Below are 17170 nucleotides of genomic sequence, written 5' to 3' on the forward strand. Positions count from 1 at the left end.
AAGCCAATTATGTGAAAGAAACAAATTTCTTTTTTTGTATTCTTTTATTGATCATTAAAATCTATGTTCCTATGCGTTAGATTTTTTTTAATTATACCCAAACAATTTAGTTTATACTTTTTTTACTCTTTTACAATGATACTCCTCGTTTCCACGGAATAAAATCGTCTTGATTTAACAATACTGCTTTTGGAATAATTTCACCGCTGGCTGCTTTGATACAATATTCTAAAATATCTTCTCCCATTTCTTCAATGGTTTTCTCTCCGCTGATAATTGGACCGCAGTCAATATCTATAATGTCGCTCATTTTTTTTGCTAAAACCGAATTTGTAGCTACTTTGATTACTGGACAAACTGGATTTCCTGTTGGAGTTCCTAATCCTGTTGTAAACAATATTAATGTTGCTCCAGATGCTGCTTTTCCTGTTGTTGCTTCGACATCATTTCCTGGTGTACAAACTAAACTTAAACCTGCTTTTGTGGCTGGTTCTGTATAATCCAATACATCAATTACAGGAGCTGTTCCACCTTTCTTAGCTGCTCCGGCACTTTTTATAGCGTCTGTTATTAAGCCGTCTTTAATGTTTCCCGGCGAAGGATTCATATGAAATCCCGAACCTACTTTATGTGCTAAAGCATCATAAGACTGCATTAAATCAATGAACTTTTTTGCTGTTTCTTCTGATGTACAACGATCAATAAGATTTTGCTCGACACCGCACAATTCTGGAAATTCAGCTAATAATACTTTACCGCCCAAAGCCACCAGCAAATCTGATGTATAACCTACTGCTGGATTTGCCGAAACACCGCTGAAACCATCGCTTCCTCCGCATTTAACTCCTAAACATAATTCGCTTAAAGGCGCCGGAGTTCGTTCTTGTTTGTTTATTTCGATTAATCCTTCGAATGTTTTTTTAATGGCATCTGCAATTAATTGTTCTTCACTTTTTGATTGCTGCTGCTCAAAAATGAATAACGGTTTATCAAAAGATGGATTTTGTTTTTTGACATCGTTTGTAAAATCCTGTACTTGCAAATGCTGACATCCTAAACTAAGTACTGTTATTCCAGCAACATTTGGATGATTTGCATAAGATGCTAATAAGGCACTTAAGGTAGCCGAATCTTGGCGCGTACCTCCGCAGCCTCCTTGATGATTTAAAAATTTTATGCCGTCTACGTTTTTAAAAACTTTGTTTGTATAAGGCTCTGGAGCCAACTGAACGTCAATTGAATCCAGACTTTTTCCATTTTTATAAGCTTCAAGTAAAGCATGAGTATACTGAGTGTATTTATCACTTACAGAATATCCTAACTCATTATGTAAAGCTTCACGTATTACATCCAAATTTCTATTTTCGCAAAATACTGTTGGTACAAATAACCAATAATTAGCAGTTCCTACTCGACCGTCATTTCTTTTATATCCATTAAAAGTTCTGTCTTTATATTTTGAAACATCTGGCGCCTGCCATTCAAAATCAACTTCACGATATTTATAAGGCTCAGCTGCATGTTTAAGGTTTTCAGTCGTCATTAGACTTCCTTTAGCAACATCAAATTGTACTTTTCCAACCAAAACGCCGTACATAATAATTTCATCTCCCGCTCTCAAATTGGTTGTATAAAACTTATGCTTTGCCTTGATTGTGTCCTGTAATAGGAAAGTTTCATTCTCAAAAACTACACTTTCTCCTTTAGACAAATCTGTTAAAGCCACCAGTACATTATCATCTGGGTGCATTTTTATAACCAATCTTTTACTTCCGTTTTCTAACATATTATATAAATAGAATTTATGCTTTATTTGTTTTATGTCCGTTAAATGCAAACAATAGAATTACCGAGAAACATGTCAATGGAACAACATAACCATATTGAATACTTCCCGTGATATCCGAAATCAATCCTAAAACTGGAGGAAGCAATGCACCTCCAACAATTGACATTACGATTAATGAGGAACCAATTTTTGTGTTATGTCCAAGTCCCTCAATTCCCATTGAAAAAATCGTTGGGAACATGATACTCATAAAAAATGCTATTGCTATTAAAGTATAAACCACTAACATTCCTGTTCCTGTTATGGCTAATATGGATAAGCCAATATTAATAATGGCATAAATGATTAATAATTTTCTTGGTTCTATGTATTGCATGAAGAACGTACCAGCGAAACGTCCAAGCATAAATGCTAGTCCAAAAAATCCTAAATACTTTGCTGCAACGCCTTCTTCAAGTCCTGCAGAAGTAGTCGCCATTTTAATAAAAAAACTTCCCACGCAAACTTGTGCTCCTACATAAAAAAACTGTGCTAATATTCCCCAACGCAAACGCATTGACTTTAAGGCTCCGGCAAAACTTGCTCCGTCTGCTCCTTCTTTATCTTCGTCTTTTACATCTGGCATATTGGTAAAATAAAACAAAACTGCAACTGCCAGAATAATTAGTCCTAAAACTAAATACGGCATTTTTACACTTGCTGCTTCTTCTAAAACATAAGCGTGCAATTCGGCAGGAGCCATAGCGTCCATTTGAGCTTGAGTTAGATTTTTACCTGATAAGATCATTGGGCCAATATAAGCTGGAGCAATAAAAGCAGCTAACCCGTTGAATGATTGAGAGAAATTTAATCTTTTTGTAGCTGTTTCTGCTGGTCCTAGAATAGTTACATATGGATTTGCCGCTGTTTCCAAAAAAGTAAGTCCGCAGGCGATAACAAATAAAGCGCCCAAAAAGTAAATGTATTGCAGTGAATTGGCGGCTGGAACAAACAAAATGGAACCAATACCAAATAGAACCAATCCAATCATAATACCTGACTTATAACCGTACTTTCGCATGATATATCCCGCAGGCAAAGCCATAACAAAATAGGCAATAAAAACTGAAGAGTCTATTAAAGACGATTCTAAGTCTGTTAGATTAAATGCTTTTCGTAAATGTGGAATTAGTATTGGATCTAGATTGTGTACAAAACCCCAGAAAAAGAATAAACTGGTAACTAATATAAAAGGAAAAAGCCATTTCTTATTTTCTTTTGTACCAGTCTCTTTTTGAACATCCAACTGTGTTATTAATGCCATATGCTTTTTATTAAAATTATACTTTTTTACGATTATAAAAATATAATACTTAAAGTATAATTATTAATTCAATATTACCCTTGTTTAATTATTAATTGTCTATTATGATAATTTTAAACAAAAAAGATGCATTTAAAAGGAATGCGGGTAATATTGATTTACAACTGATCCATCTTCAAACAGATCAATAATGGCGTATCCTGGAGGTGTTTGTTTGTAAAAAGTTTTCCCTGCCGAGTCTTTGTCTCCCGGTTCCCACCAAAAACCGCTCAAAGCACCATTACAATAATAATGTACATTGTTGTAAACGGCTTCATCTTTTAAATGAATGTGTCCACTTAAACACGTGATCTTTTTATCTTTATGTTTATAAAAAAGATCGCTGATGTATTTTGAATCGGTGTGGTTTCCTCCGTCAACATGCGTACAGACAGCAAGAATAGGAAAATGACTCATACACACAACTGGCGTACCAGCAGGTATACTTTGTAAATCTTTTTCGAGCCATAAACGCTGTTCATCATCTAATGAACCGCCGCCGTTATTACTGTCTAATATTACAAAGTGCCATCCTTTTTTATCGAAGCTGTAATAGCGGTTTGGGATTCCTAATTGTTTTACTACATAGTCTTTCCCATACATAGTATCTTGTTTGTTTGGCGCTGCCCACCACATATCATGATTTCCGAGGCAGCTGTGCAATTCAAAACCGCTGATTCCTTTTGTTGTGTCGCTCCAAATTTTCCATAGTTCATTTACTCTTTCGCGAGTAATATTATCATAGTCTGCTGCAAAAATGGAATCTCCGCCATTGAGAAAAAAATCGACTTTGTGTTTCTTGATTTCTTCTAAGCATTTTATAAATCGATCTGGAGCATTTTCTTCAGGTCGAATATGCACATCTGTAATATGCGCAATTCGCAAAACTCTTTTGGACTTAGTACTTTTCTCTGCTGCAGCAATAATAGAAGTTGAACCTGTTAAGGCTACAGTTCCGGCAGTTAAACCAATATATTTTAATAAATCTCTTCTTTTCATTTTACAATTTAATATTATAACTATCCGTTACTCGAACTAATGATCTAATAAAACACATTTATGACGCGGATAAAACGGATTTACTTCGTAAAAACGCAGATTAAGACAGATTATCAACTTAAATTTTTACATAAATAAAATCCGTTTTAATCCGCGTCTTCGCGTTAGCGAATCTGTATAATCCGTGTCTGATTAGAAAAACTATAAACTTCAACTTTTGATTCGGATGAACTATTTCACAGAATAAGGTCTATCTTTTGCCGCAACTCCCCAAGTTTTAGAAGGTTTATCTCCCATTGTAAAAATTAACTCGCCGCCTTTCATAATATCCGAATGAAGAATATAACTTTGAGTATAAGCCTTTCCGTTTAAAGTTGCTTTTTGAATGTAGATATTCTTTGCATTGTTGTTTAACGCTTTTACTGTAAAACTTTTTCCATCTGCTAAATTCAATGTTGATTCGTCCATACTTGGGCTTCCGAAAACATAAATTCCGTTGAATGGATTTACAGAATACATTCCCATTGCGCTCCAAATATACCAAGCCGACATTTGTCCGACATCTTCATTTCCACACAATCCATCTGGTTTATCACTGTATAGATTATCAACAATGTAACGTACTTTTTCGGCTGTTTTCCAAGGTTGTCCTACGAAATTATAAAGGTATGTAATATGATGGCTTGGCTCGTTTCCGTGCGCATACTGCCCAATCAAACCTGTAATATCACTAGAAGCTTCTGCTCCCATATCGCCGGTAATTGTAAACAAAGTATCTAATTTTTTAGTGAATGATTTTTCACCGCCAAGCATAGCAATTAATCCTTCTACATCGTGAGGAACTAACCAAGTATACTGCCATGCATTTCCTTCGGCAAAATCATCTTTCATATGTGCTGATTTAAACGGATCAAAAGGTGTTCTCCATTGCGTATCACTTACTTTTCCACGTACAAAAGTTGTCGAAGGATCGTAATATTTTTTGTAGGCTTTTGAGCGATTAATGAAATAATTATAATCTTCAGTTTTGCCCATTTTTTTTGCCATCATTGCAATTGCTCCATCTGAGATAGAATACTCCATACCAATAGCTACTGATTCTCTTAAACTATCTGCAGGAATGTAGCCTATTTTTTTCACGAAATTCAGTCCGCGGTCGTCTTGCATTGCTGTAGCTTTTACAGCTTCAAAAGCTAATTCTCCGTCAATTCCTTTTATTCCTTTTAAATACGCATCAACAACAATCTGAATTGCACTGTTTCCGGGCATACAATAGGTTTCATTCCCCATTAAATGCCAAACTGGAAGATGCCCTGTTTCTTTATAAATCGCCAGCATCGAATTAATAATATCCGAAACTTTATCCGTTTGTGTTAGCGTAAGCAAAGGATTTGCCCCTCTGTAAGTATCCCACAACGAAAATGTAGTTAAATTGGTAAATCCTGCCGCTCTATGCACTTGTTTGTCTGAACCGTAATAATCGCCATTACTGTCGTTGTAAGTCGACGGCGCAATCATGGTGTGATATAATGCTGTATAAAATGTTCTCATTTTAGCAATATCTTTCGATTTTACCTCAATTTTATTCAACTCTTTATTCCATTTTTCATCTGCTTGAACAGCAACTTTTTCAAAGTTCCAGCCTGAAATTTCTTTTTTAATATTCATTAAAGCGTTTTCTGTACTTACTGCCGAAATTCCCACTTTAATTTTAATCACTTCATCTTTTAAAGTTGAAAACTGAAGCACTGCTTTGGCACTATCTCCTAAAACCACTTTATTGATCATCTCTTTAGTATTGTTGTACAATTGGATTTTCTTAGCAGGTTTTGACAAAATTGCTGCAAAATAAATACGTTGATCCGGCGCCCAGCCTTTCGAAAAACGATATCCTTCAATCAATGTATCATTTTTTACTCTGATATAAGTATCTACTGCTTTGTCCCAGCCAATTCCTTCAACTAAATCTAGAACGATATGTGATTTATCTGAAGCAGGAAAAGTATATTTTTGAAATCCAACTCGCTCCGAAGCCGTCATTTCCGCTTTGATTCCATTTTTCTTTAAAACAACAGAGTAATAACCCGGTTTTGCAACTTCATCTTTATGATCGAAACCTGAGATATAACCGTTTTCCATGTCTTTGGCAGTTCCTTTTTTCAGATTGATTTTACCAACCGCAGGCATAAAAAGTAAATCCCCAAGATCACCAATTCCAGTTCCGCTTAAATGTGTGTGTGAAAACCCAATAATTGTTGGATCAGAATAATGATAACCAGAACACCAATCCCAACCTTGTGAGATATTAACCGGTCCTAACTGAACTGCTCCAAAAGGAACATTTGCTCCCATAAAAACGTGTCCATGAAATCCCGTTCCAATAAACGGATCTACATATTGTGTCAAATTTTGTTTCCCAATCTGGCTTTGCATTTGCAGGCAGCAAAGTCCTAAAATTGCAAAAAATGTTGATTTTAAATTTTTATTCATATTTTTTTTTAATTTGATATATCTATTGTAATCTGAAAAGTTTTTTTGCCACGAATTACACGAATTTTCACTAATCTCTAGCGGAGCAAACCTGAGCTTCTTTACTCTATAATCTTTACTCTATAATCTTTACACTATAATCTTTACACTATAATCTTTACTCTATAATCTTTACTCTTTCCTCTACACTCTTTCCTCTACACTCTTTCCTCTACACTCTTTCTTCTACACTCTTTCTTCTACACTCTTTCCTCTACACTCTTTCATCTATACTCTTTCATCTACACTCTTTCTTCTTACTTATCTCTACTTCACAATCTCAAAACTACCTTCCAACATTGTATCTCTTGAATTCGATCCGATTTTCAATGTGTAGTTTCCTTCATAGATCTTAAATTGTTTTGTAGTCTCGTCCCATTTTTGAAGCTCTTTCAATGGAATTTGCAATGTGATTGTTTTTGATTTTCCTTTAACCAACGAAACACGTTTAAAAGCTTTCAGTTCTTTCAACGGCATTCTATCAACGTTTGGATATTCTACATATACCTGAGCTACTTCATCAGCATCATATTGACCTGTATTAAAAATTTCGATTTGCATTGAAATTTCGTCTGAACTCATTGTGACTCTCGTAGGTCGTTTAACCCAATTGTAGCCAAAAGTGCTGTAACTTAATCCAAAACCAAACGGATATTGTACCTCTTTATCAGAATAGCGATACGTTCTTCCTGCCATTGCATAACTGTTATAATCTGGTAAATCGCTGAACGATTTGTAAAAGCTAACCGGTAAATGTCCTGATGGAGATACTTTTCCAAAAAGAAGATTTGCCAAAGCAGTTCCGCCTTGCTCTCCAGGATACCACGCAAAAACAATTGCATCTACATAAGGCTCAATTGCCGAAATATCAACCGCACTTCCGCCTGTTACTACTGCTATAAGAGGTGATTTAGTTCCTTTACGAAGCGCTTTTATGTACGCAATATGAGAAGCCGGTAAATCCATGTTTTTTCTGTCTCCTTTTCCATCTGCTAGAAAAGCATCACCTTCTTCACCTTCATAAACTGGAGTGAAACCAATTACGGCGATCGTCAAATCAGCCATAGAAGCTGCCCAAACACCACCAAAATTCTTTGTATCGGTAAAGTCGCATCCCATATCATATTCTACACGAGTATCAGGATCAACAGCTCCCGCAATACCTTCTACAAAATTTACAGCTTTATCTGTAATTCCGTGATAATTACCTAACAAAGCATCTAGTGAAGCTGCATTTGGCCCAACCACAACCATCGATTTATAATCGTCTTTTTTCAGCGGAAGCAATTTTGTTTTCTTTTCTCCCACTTCACCATTCTTCAACAAAACCATGCTTTGCTCAGCCATTTTTCGGCTTAGATTTCTGTGATACGTATTTGCAATACTGTCTATTCCATATTTTCTATACGGATTATCTTCTGCTTTGTCGTAAAATCCAAGTTTAAACTGTGTACGCAATGTTGGTGCTAACGCATTGTCAATATCTTTTTGAGTAATTAATTTTTGATTTAGTGCATTGATAGCGTCTTTTTGCAATAATCCGCTGCAATCCATATTTACTCCCGCTTTAATTGCTTCTGCAGCAACAGTTATGCTGTTTGGCAGGGTTTTATGGCTTTCGTAAATATCCTGAAGTGCCCAACAATCGGTAACAACGTGACCGCCAAACTTCCATTCATTTCGTAAAATATCTTTTAATAATGTTTTACCTGTACAACATGGCTCAGAATTTACACGATTATAAGCGCACATTACCGTTTCTACTTTTGCATCAACTAATTTTTTGAAAGCGTATAAATAAGTTTCTCTCAAATCTTTTTCATCTACAATCACATCAATCGAATGTCTGTTTTTTTCAGGACCGCTATGCACCGCAAAATGTTTGGCACAAGCTGCCGCTTTCATATATTTAGGATCTGTTCCTTGTAAACCTTTTACATAAGCCGTTCCCATTTTTCCAGTTAAAAACGGATCTTCACCGTACGTTTCTTGTCCTCTTCCCCAACGCGGGTCTCTGAAAATATTGATGTTTGGCGACCAGAAATTTAGTCCCATATATTGTAAACGACGATCTTTGGCTACAGCCATATTATTTTTAGCTCTGGCTTCGGTTGAGATTGCATTTGCCACTTCATTTAATAAGTTATCATTAAAAGAGGCTGCCATTCCTAAAGCTTGCGGAAAAACGGTTGCTTTTCCTGCTCGTGCTACTCCGTGCAATGATTCGTTCCACCAATTATACTGCGGAATATCTAATCGTTTAACGGCTTTGCTTTCGAATCCTAATAAAGAAATTTTCTCTTCAATCGTCAATTGTTTTAGTAAATCGTCTACTCTTTTATCTATTGATAAGTTTGGATTTTTATAAGGATATGTTTTTTGCTGTGCAGAAGTAATTCCGACACAGAAACAAAAAAACAGTACAAATCGGTAATTTTTTAAGCAATTCATTATTGAGATTTTAAATTTTATTATCGAGTTTCTTTTTTACTAAATCGTTTTATCAATTAAAGCAAATGACTGTATAATTCAGTTAAGCCAATTGTTTTAAAAAACCATAACTTACTTTACTTCAAAGAATAAACATTCTTCTTTACTACTTTATTTGAAATATTTCAGAAATTTAAAGATAGAATATCTTTTTGATTAAATAATACTCCGATTTTATCTAAATTTAATTTACAATTGCCCATACTTTAAGTTAAAAAATAAAAAAGAGATATTTCTTCCGAAATATCTCACTTACATAAACGCAGTCTTAAGTTAAGGTTATATAAAAACCTACTCCATAAAAAAGGTGAAGTTGATAATTACCTTATCTGCTTCACCCTTCTGTGGATTTTCTTATTTATTCAGATTTTCGAACATTACGATTGCAGTGTATAAAACTCCTGCCTCACCTCTAAAAGTTCCCGATCCTCTTGGCTCATTTTTTATCGAATACCATTCGTAGAAACCGTTATTGTCTTTTACTCGTTTAAGCATTGGCTGTACTTCTCTATATGCTTCTTCTACATATCCGTATTTAATTAATTGCTGAATTGTTCGTGCTCCAAACCAAGTCCAATCGCCGCCGTTTTGATAACTGTAAATTGGATTCATAATTTTGTTTACAAAATAACCATTTGGATATGGCGGATAAAGCGTTAAGCCTATAGATGGCGCTCCAGCTTCTTTTACTCTTTTTACCATTTCGTCAAGCGAAGCTTTTACTTCTGCTTTACTCAATAATCCAGCTTCCATTGCAACTGTTGTTCCTCCGAAATAGTAAATATTATTCTCATCAAAATCTGCAGGAAAAGGTGATCCATTTAAATATAAATGCGGAATATATTTTTGATTTTTAGTATCCCAAAGATATGTTCTTGTGTTTTTAGCAACGTCTGTTTTAATTTTCTGCCATTTGTTTTTTGTTGACGGAATCATTTCCATTAAATTATTCAACGCCACAATAAACATAGCATTGTCATAAATATCGCAAGCCATATGCGTATTTCCATCAAGATCAACTCCGTAACCATCTTCTGGCTGCACATCGCCCCAATCTGCTGTTGTTGCACCTGTAATTAAGCCGTATTTTGTGGTATAGCGGTTTTTCATTAAAAAGTCCATAGACCATTCTAACCTTTTTGCAACGGTTTTATCACCTACTTTTTCTGCTAAAATTGATTTATCACCTGTTAATTGAATATACTTGTAAACGGCTTGCACCAATGAAGTTTCTTGATCTGTTTCAACAGTGTTTTTATGTGCTGCATATCTTGGTTCTAATTTTGAATAAGAGAAATCTGTTTCTCCAGCTCCAATTTGCTCTTTAGGAGTATAGCCGTCAATAATGTTTCCGTCATCGCCCTGCATTCTAAAAAACACTAACAGATTCTCTTTTATATCTTCTTTTTTAGTGACTTGTGCTGCTAATTCAACAAAAGTATTATAATCACGAATCCACACTTCACGGTAACCATCACCAGCATTTACACCAGTTTTAATTACTTCTAAAGCTTTCTTTTTTACGAACGCCATATTTTGATCGTTCTTGATTTTCTCCGACATTTTTTTGTCAATCGGCATTTTTGGCTGTGCTGTAAGAGTCAGCATAAAAGCAAGTGCCGCTGCTGACGAAAGTATTTTTTTCATGTTTATTTAAATTGGAATTATTGTTTATTGTTTTTAGTTCGTTGCGATTCGTTTTTTTTAACACATAGTCCCGACGCTTCAGGATAGATTTTAATTGTAAATAAAGTGTACAAAAAGAAACACATATTTTTTACATAATTGCTTTGTGAATTGTCACCCTGAGCGATCCCGAAGCTTCGGTACTATCTGTTAGAAACATGCTTCTTTTTGTATCCTTCTTTACACAACCAAAAAGAAACTATGTTTCTATGTGTTTAAAAAAAATTATGATCCAAATTCACTTGTATTCATTGACGGCGGCGGTGTCATAGTTCCCCATTTAGTATTTGGTTTTGCTCCCATTTCAAAAAATAAGGTTCCGCCGTCTGTTAGTTTTTTGCGATCAATCCAAGCATTTTCTATTTTCTCTCCGTTGAAAGATGCTGACTGGATATATTTGTTTTTCTTCGAATTATTTTTTGTTTCTATTATCAGTTCTTCGCCTTTATAATATTTTGAATCGAGTTTAATGGTCACTTTATCAAATAATGGACTTCCAAACTGAAACGTGGGATTCATTGCCGCATGTCCCTGAACATCAAACAATCCCATTGAAGCCATTACAAACCAAGCTCCTAATTGTCCTTGATCTTCATCTTGTCCAAATCCGTAACCGTGAAGTGGTTCAGCGCCATAAAATTCTTCGCAAATGGCGCGTGACCATTTTTGTGTAAGCCAAGGTTTACCTGAATAATTAAATAGAAATGAATGATGCAGACAAGGCTGATTTCCGTGATTGTAAAGCATTTCTAATCCTGAAAAACTATCAATTCCGTTTCCTCCGCCAAAAGTCGATTTTTGACTTTCGTTAAACGTAGTTTCCAAACGTTTGTTGAACAAATCTAAACCTAAAACCTTGATTAATCCTGCAGGATCTTGTGGTACATACCAAGTATATTGATAGGCATTTGCTTCTTGAAATCCTCTCCAAGCCTGCATTGGATTGAAGTTTTCAATGAATTTTCCGTTTTCATACTTTGGACGAATAAACTTGGTTTCAGGATCAAAAATATTCTTCCAGTTTCCTGCTTGTTTTGTTAGTTTTTTATAATCTTCGGTCTTACCTAGAGCTTTTGCAAATTGAGAAACTCCGTAAGAAGTGTACGCAAATTCCAATGTGTGAGAGGCACCAAAATTAAACACCCAGCCATTTGCAAGTGTGGTATCTTTTGCAGGAATATATCCGTCTTTTACAAAATAAGCCAAGTCGTATTTTCCTGAACCAAAAGGACGTTTGCTGTAACCTGTTTCGTTTTTATAGGCAATTTTATAAGCTTCTTCTACATCAAAATCTCGAATTCCGCTATTATAAGCTGCCGCAATCATCAAACCAAAACAATTTGTTTGTACGCCATTTGCGTGCGCTCCAGCTGCTGTTCCGTCGTGTAACCAACCTGTTTCTTTTGCGAAATCAATATTCGATTGAAGATATTCACTCAAATAATCTGGATATGCCAATGCCCAAAGCTGTCCTAAATTCCAGAATCCGCCCCAGATTCCGTCTGTGTTGTAATGATTGTATTTTGGTTTTCCGTTTCCATCTAGCGGAATTTTACCAATTTTGCCATCATGTCTCGGATAACTTCCGTTAGCATCACTAGCTAATCCACGTCCTAGAAGAGCGTGATATAAACCTGTGTAGAATTTTACTTTATTAATACTGTCTTTCGTTTCTACTTTAATTCGACCTAACTTTTCATTCCATTTTTCGTGAGCCGTTTCTTTTACGGCATCAAAAGTTTGTTCTGTTGCTTCGGCTTTCAAATTCAATTTTGCATTTTCGATACTTGTGTACGAAAGTCCCACTTGCATCTCGACAACTTCTCCTTTTTTAGTAGCGAAATTGATATACATTCCGTTTCCAATTCCCTTAGTTTCCTTTTGACCGTCAAACGTTTTATCTTCTACAAATGAACCATAAGACTGCGGCGTTTTATTAAGCTGAATTACAAAATACATTTTTACACGCTTTTCAGGATCGCAGAATTTCAAATACTCGGGAAAAGTTTCTATTGTTCCTTCTAATGTATTTTTTCCAGAAAGTTTCATCGTGGCTTCGGTAACACCGCTGCTTTCACCTTGACGATGTCCAATATCAAAAATAATATGTGATGCCGCAGATTCTGGGAAAGTGTAGCGGTGAAAACCAACTCTTTCTGTCGCTGTCAACTCTGCTTTTATTCCATATTCTTTTAAGAAAACAGAATAATATCCCGGTTCTGCATATTCTTCTTCTTTATCAAATAATGATCGATATCCTGTTTCTGGTTTTTCTAAAGTTCCCGGCGTAGTCTGTAATTTTCCAGTTATTGGCATTGCCACCAAACCGCCAATTTGAAACTCATGAAAATGTCCAAATCCTTCAATCGAATTATGTCTATCGTCATAACCGCAAGGTGCCCAGCTTCCGCCGCTTCCATACGCATTAGTATGCGGAGCCAATTTCGCCATTCCAAAAGGCAGAGAAGCCGGCGTATAAAAAAACCAACGTCCGTGCACGGAACCAATCTGCGGATCGACCCAAGCTGTTGCATTAAAATCATCCTTTTTCTCCGAGCAAGAAAAAAGCGAAATGACCATTGCGAACAATAGTATTGTCTTTGAAATTGTTTTCATATATCTTAAATTTAATATCAAGGCATTTTTTTTAATTGCAACGGTTAATTTTTGACACGGATTAAGCGGATTCGCTGTCGCAAAGACGCTGGTTTAAACTGATTTTAACCTGTTGTGTGCAATTATTTCCAACACATAGAAACATAGTTTTTTATAACCATTTGTCAGGCTGAGCGATCCCGAGGCTTCGAGAGAAGCCCATGTGCCAATTGGAAAGCCCTTCGACTTCGCTCAGGGTGACAATTCACAAAGCCAATTATGTGAAAGAAACATGTTTCTTTTCATCTCCCTTTTTAGACATAAAATCTATGTTTCTATGTGTTGGATTATTATTTTTTTTGCAATTAAACCCAGCGGGTTAATTTTATATCTTCACTATAAACTCTGAAACTCCGCTTCCAGTCATTTTAATTTCAACTGAATTTGCTTTTTCTTCACCAGTTGTTTTATCTATTATTGTTTTTGGCTGCAAAGATTTCCATACAAACTTGGTTTGCTGTTCTGATTGTTCTGGATTGAACAAACGCATCAATATTGTGCCATCTTGATTTGGTGTTAAACTGGTAACTACTATTCTAGAATTGGTTAACTCGAATAAATTTGCAGGCAGTTTTACATCTTCTTTTACAGTCATGGCAATCAATGGCTGTGTAAACTCTGACGCTTCTTTTTCCATTACTGCTCTATCTGTCGTTTCATGAGGTCGAAGTGCGTATTTAAAGTTTACAATGCCGCTTTGATCAGCTTTATAATTGGTGTGCCAATAATTATTCATTACATATGAAAACCATGTAGAAGTTGGTTTCTCCGTCTTTTTCCATTCTTTATAATTAGGAACAACCTCTTTTCGTTCGTCAACCATACTGTTTGGTTCGACCAAAGGAGATTCTAAAAGCATCCATTGCACTCCTTTATCTCCTGAAGAAACATCCAGCCATCTTCTTCCATAAAGAAAATCCATATTTGATCCTGCCAATTGATCTTTCAAAAACTCAATTGTTCCGTAACCAGCATCAAGCGTAGTTTTTGTCAATTGCGCATTGAATGGATATCCAAAATGAACGCCTTCTTTGGTACGAATTGCTTTCTTGTCTAAAATATTATGTATTAATACTTGATTACTTCCGCTGTAAAGCGAAATAATTCGTTCCAATTTATTAGCTCCAGGTGCATCAGAAGTAATCGAAACTGATGTTACTACAGGTCCGTTTTCCAACGTTTTAACCTGAACATTTGTATTTGTTTGAACTTCTTCTGGATTTAAACCAGGAACGTACCAGTAACTATTTAAACCTTGTTTATTGAAATCTCCCGCATAGTTATAATCTGAAATCGTTTTTAAATTTGTAATACTTCCGTTGGTTTTATCCCAGCCAAACTCAATTTTTCCGTTAGACAAAGAATGATCTCCTAAAATAAATTGATTGATGAAGTCCGATTTTGTTTTATCTGTAATTTCATAAAATGCAGTTCCTAAAGCTGGAACATCACTAGCAATAAAAGCATATTTTCCGTTGCTTAATTGCTGTAATGGTGTAATTTTTCCGTTTGCATCTTTTACAGATTTTCCTTTTACAGTTGTTTCAATAAGCACTAATCCTGTTCTTTTCCAAGATGATGAATTGAAAACTGCAATTTTCTTGGATTTTGAATTGCTTATGGTTTCAAACAAGTTTTTCTCTAATGCATTGATCTCTGCATCTGCGTCAAGCATAAATTGTTTTTTTATACGCCATTGTTCGGTTACAAAGTGAGAATCTGGGTCAGATATACTATTGTGTGCTCCCCAAGTATGTTCGTGAAACATTATAATATTTCTCCAAGCTTCATAAAAACTCTGTTGATCGTACTTTTTAGGCCGCAACATGGTATAAAGCGTCGTTAACTGCTGCAAACGTAAACTGTTGATTCTGTTTTTTCCTTCTTCCTCAGCGGTCGAAAGTGCTCCATCTTCCCAATAAGGCGTCAAATCACCTTTTACAGTTGGTATTTTATCGCCGTATTTTTTCTCAAATGCTTCAAACATTTTATCGGCAGTGTTGAGAATTAGTTTTGGAGAAGCATATTTTTCATTCCATTTCTTTACAAAATCAGAAGCATTAGGTTCGATTGGAGCATTGTCTGCAATAATATTAAAACGCCATTGCACCATATCGTATGGATAATTATTGGCGGTTAATTCATTTAAGTAATCTGCAATTTTCTTGGCTCCTCTTTCATAAATATCGCCCGGCTGCATACCGTGCCATGACGAATATCCTTTGGCTCCAGCCCAAAACAATACTTTATCTTGTCCAGAAGGCGACGTCCACCAAACAGGTTTGTCTCCCCAGTTTTTAAGAAAATGACCCGCTCTGTCTCCTCTATACGGATGATCTAATCCCATAAAATTCGAACCTATAGAGAAATATTTTACGCCTCCTTTTGAAAGTGCCGTTACGGTTGACCAAGCAAATCCAGGTACATCAGAAATCATTGCGCTGTTTATCGTAAAACCAAAGTCTTTACGAAGTTTAGCCGCATAATCTGTGTAATGAAACATTTCTTCGGCCTGACTCATTCCGGTAAGCATATTTACATATAATGCCGAAAGCAGAATGTCGCCATTTTTTACAGCCGCTGTAAATTTCTCTTTTTGAAGCGGTGTCGCAATTTTCAAATAATTTTCGACTGCCCAAATTGATTCAATATTCCATTTAAATTTTGCTTCTTCTGGATATGATTTTGTTTTTTCGATCATTTCGAGTGCATCATCAATATTTTTATTGTGCACTTTTACAATCTCAGGCTGTAAATGCGAATAACCAATATCAGTATGTGAATGATGCAGTAAGTGAAATTCTCTGTAAACAATAGGTTTAACAACAAAAAAGTCATCTATAAAAGTTTTGCCTGCAAGCTTTACCTGAACTTTTATATTTTCGCCTTTTGTAACTGCCGCAATCGGAATATCAAAATTGTTCATTCCGTCTTTTGCCGTATAGGTATAGTTTTCTCTTTCGTTGATTTTTACATTTACAGTTTCGTCTTTACCAAAATGCAAGACACTTAAAGCAAGCGTTTGTGTGCCATTTTTTAGAAGAAAAGGCATTGGAGTAACTTTTACATTTTCTTCAAATGCAAATTTGAAAGTCATAAACCAATCGTTGCTGTTTTGCTTTTGACCAACAATTTTTATTCGAACAGATTGTCCAGGTTTTACTTTATTGACAGGAAGACGCAAGAATGCATATCCTTGAGAATCGCTTGCACCATCTAATTTTATTTGTTGAAATGCTAATGCCGATCCATCATCTGCTTTAAAAATCCAGTTTGTCTTTTGATTTTTAGGTAACGTTGTAAAAGTCAGAATCTTTTTTCCGTCCACGTACAAATCAAAATTTCTGTCTCCGCTGCTTGATCCTGACGAATGTCCTGCCACCCAGCTGAAATATACGTAATCGTCTTTTATAACTTTTGGAGCAGAAGCTGTTTCCCATTCTATTGTTTTATTTCCGTCTGTCGTTCTCGTTAAAAGTGCAACAGTTGCATAATCTTGAAAAGCCGAATTATACGTAATATTCTCTCCTGTAATTTCTTTTGCAAAACCATTAACCCAATTAATTTTTCCAAAAAAAGGAACTTCTTTTTGAGCAAAAAGAGATTGCGCGGCGAAAATCAGTGAAAGGTAAAGGAATAATTTACTGCTATTTTGTTTTCTAAAATTCATATGTTTTAAT

The 17170-nt window shown here is 35.5% G+C and carries 8 protein-coding genes; all 8 read right to left on the bottom strand.

Features of this window, described 5'->3' with window-relative positions; genetic code table 11:
- Positions 1-130: 130 nt before the first annotated feature.
- Positions 131-1786 carry a UxaA family hydrolase gene (locus tag B0A81_RS01400; RefSeq protein WP_089056344.1) on the bottom strand — a complete coding sequence of 552 codons (1656 nt, stop codon included), beginning with the start codon at positions 1784-1786 and terminating at the stop codon, positions 131-133.
- A 16-nt stretch (positions 1787-1802) separates the two neighbouring features.
- Complete coding sequence (gene fucP, locus B0A81_RS01405) at positions 1803-3092, bottom strand: L-fucose:H+ symporter permease (protein ID WP_089056345.1); 1290 nt, start codon at positions 3090-3092, stop codon at positions 1803-1805.
- Between the two features lie 132 nt (positions 3093-3224).
- Positions 3225-4130 (bottom strand): metallophosphoesterase family protein, encoded by a 906-nt coding sequence (locus B0A81_RS01410; protein ID WP_089056346.1) that lies wholly within the window; start codon positions 4128-4130, stop codon positions 3225-3227.
- A gap of 231 nt (positions 4131-4361) precedes the next feature.
- Complete coding sequence (locus tag B0A81_RS01415; protein WP_089056347.1) at positions 4362-6620, bottom strand: GH92 family glycosyl hydrolase; 2259 nt, start codon at positions 6618-6620, stop codon at positions 4362-4364.
- A 306-nt stretch (positions 6621-6926) separates the two neighbouring features.
- On the bottom strand, positions 6927-9110 hold the full coding sequence (locus B0A81_RS01420; protein WP_089056348.1) for a glycoside hydrolase family 3 N-terminal domain-containing protein: 2184 nt from the start codon (positions 9108-9110) through the stop codon (positions 6927-6929).
- Between the two features lie 393 nt (positions 9111-9503).
- Positions 9504-10796: a glucosidase family protein gene (locus tag B0A81_RS01425; RefSeq protein ID WP_089056349.1), complete on the bottom strand. Its 1293-nt coding sequence runs from the start codon at positions 10794-10796 to the stop codon at positions 9504-9506.
- Between the two features lie 264 nt (positions 10797-11060).
- Positions 11061-13451, bottom strand: coding sequence for a GH92 family glycosyl hydrolase (locus tag B0A81_RS01430; RefSeq protein ID WP_089056350.1), 2391 nt, complete (start codon positions 13449-13451; stop codon positions 11061-11063).
- Positions 13452-13815: 364 nt separating this feature from the next.
- Positions 13816-17160 carry a glycoside hydrolase family 38 N-terminal domain-containing protein gene (locus B0A81_RS01435; protein ID WP_089056351.1) on the bottom strand — a complete coding sequence of 1115 codons (3345 nt, stop codon included), beginning with the start codon at positions 17158-17160 and terminating at the stop codon, positions 13816-13818.
- Positions 17161-17170: the final 10 nt, after the last annotated feature.

The sequence above is a fragment of the Flavobacterium plurextorum genome (assembly GCF_002217395.1).
GTDB lineage: Bacteria > Bacteroidota > Bacteroidia > Flavobacteriales > Flavobacteriaceae > Flavobacterium > Flavobacterium plurextorum.

Bases quoted from the DNA above. Each gene is read 5' to 3' on its own strand.
- B0A81_RS01400 (WP_089056344.1), bottom strand. From the start codon at position 1,786: ATGTTAGAAAACGGAAGTAAAAGATTGGTTATAAAAATGCACCCAGAT.
- fucP (WP_089056345.1), bottom strand. From the start codon at position 3,092: ATGGCATTAATAACACAGTTGGATGTTCAAAAAGAGACTGGTACAAAA.
- B0A81_RS01410 (WP_089056346.1), bottom strand. From the start codon at position 4,130: ATGAAAAGAAGAGATTTATTAAAATATATTGGTTTAACTGCCGGAACT.
- B0A81_RS01415 (WP_089056347.1), bottom strand. From the start codon at position 6,620: ATGAATAAAAATTTAAAATCAACATTTTTTGCAATTTTAGGACTTTGC.
- B0A81_RS01420 (WP_089056348.1), bottom strand. From the start codon at position 9,110: ATGAATTGCTTAAAAAATTACCGATTTGTACTGTTTTTTTGTTTCTGT.
- B0A81_RS01425 (WP_089056349.1), bottom strand. From the start codon at position 10,796: ATGAAAAAAATACTTTCGTCAGCAGCGGCACTTGCTTTTATGCTGACT.
- B0A81_RS01430 (WP_089056350.1), bottom strand. From the start codon at position 13,451: ATGAAAACAATTTCAAAGACAATACTATTGTTCGCAATGGTCATTTCG.
- B0A81_RS01435 (WP_089056351.1), bottom strand. From the start codon at position 17,160: ATGAATTTTAGAAAACAAAATAGCAGTAAATTATTCCTTTACCTTTCA.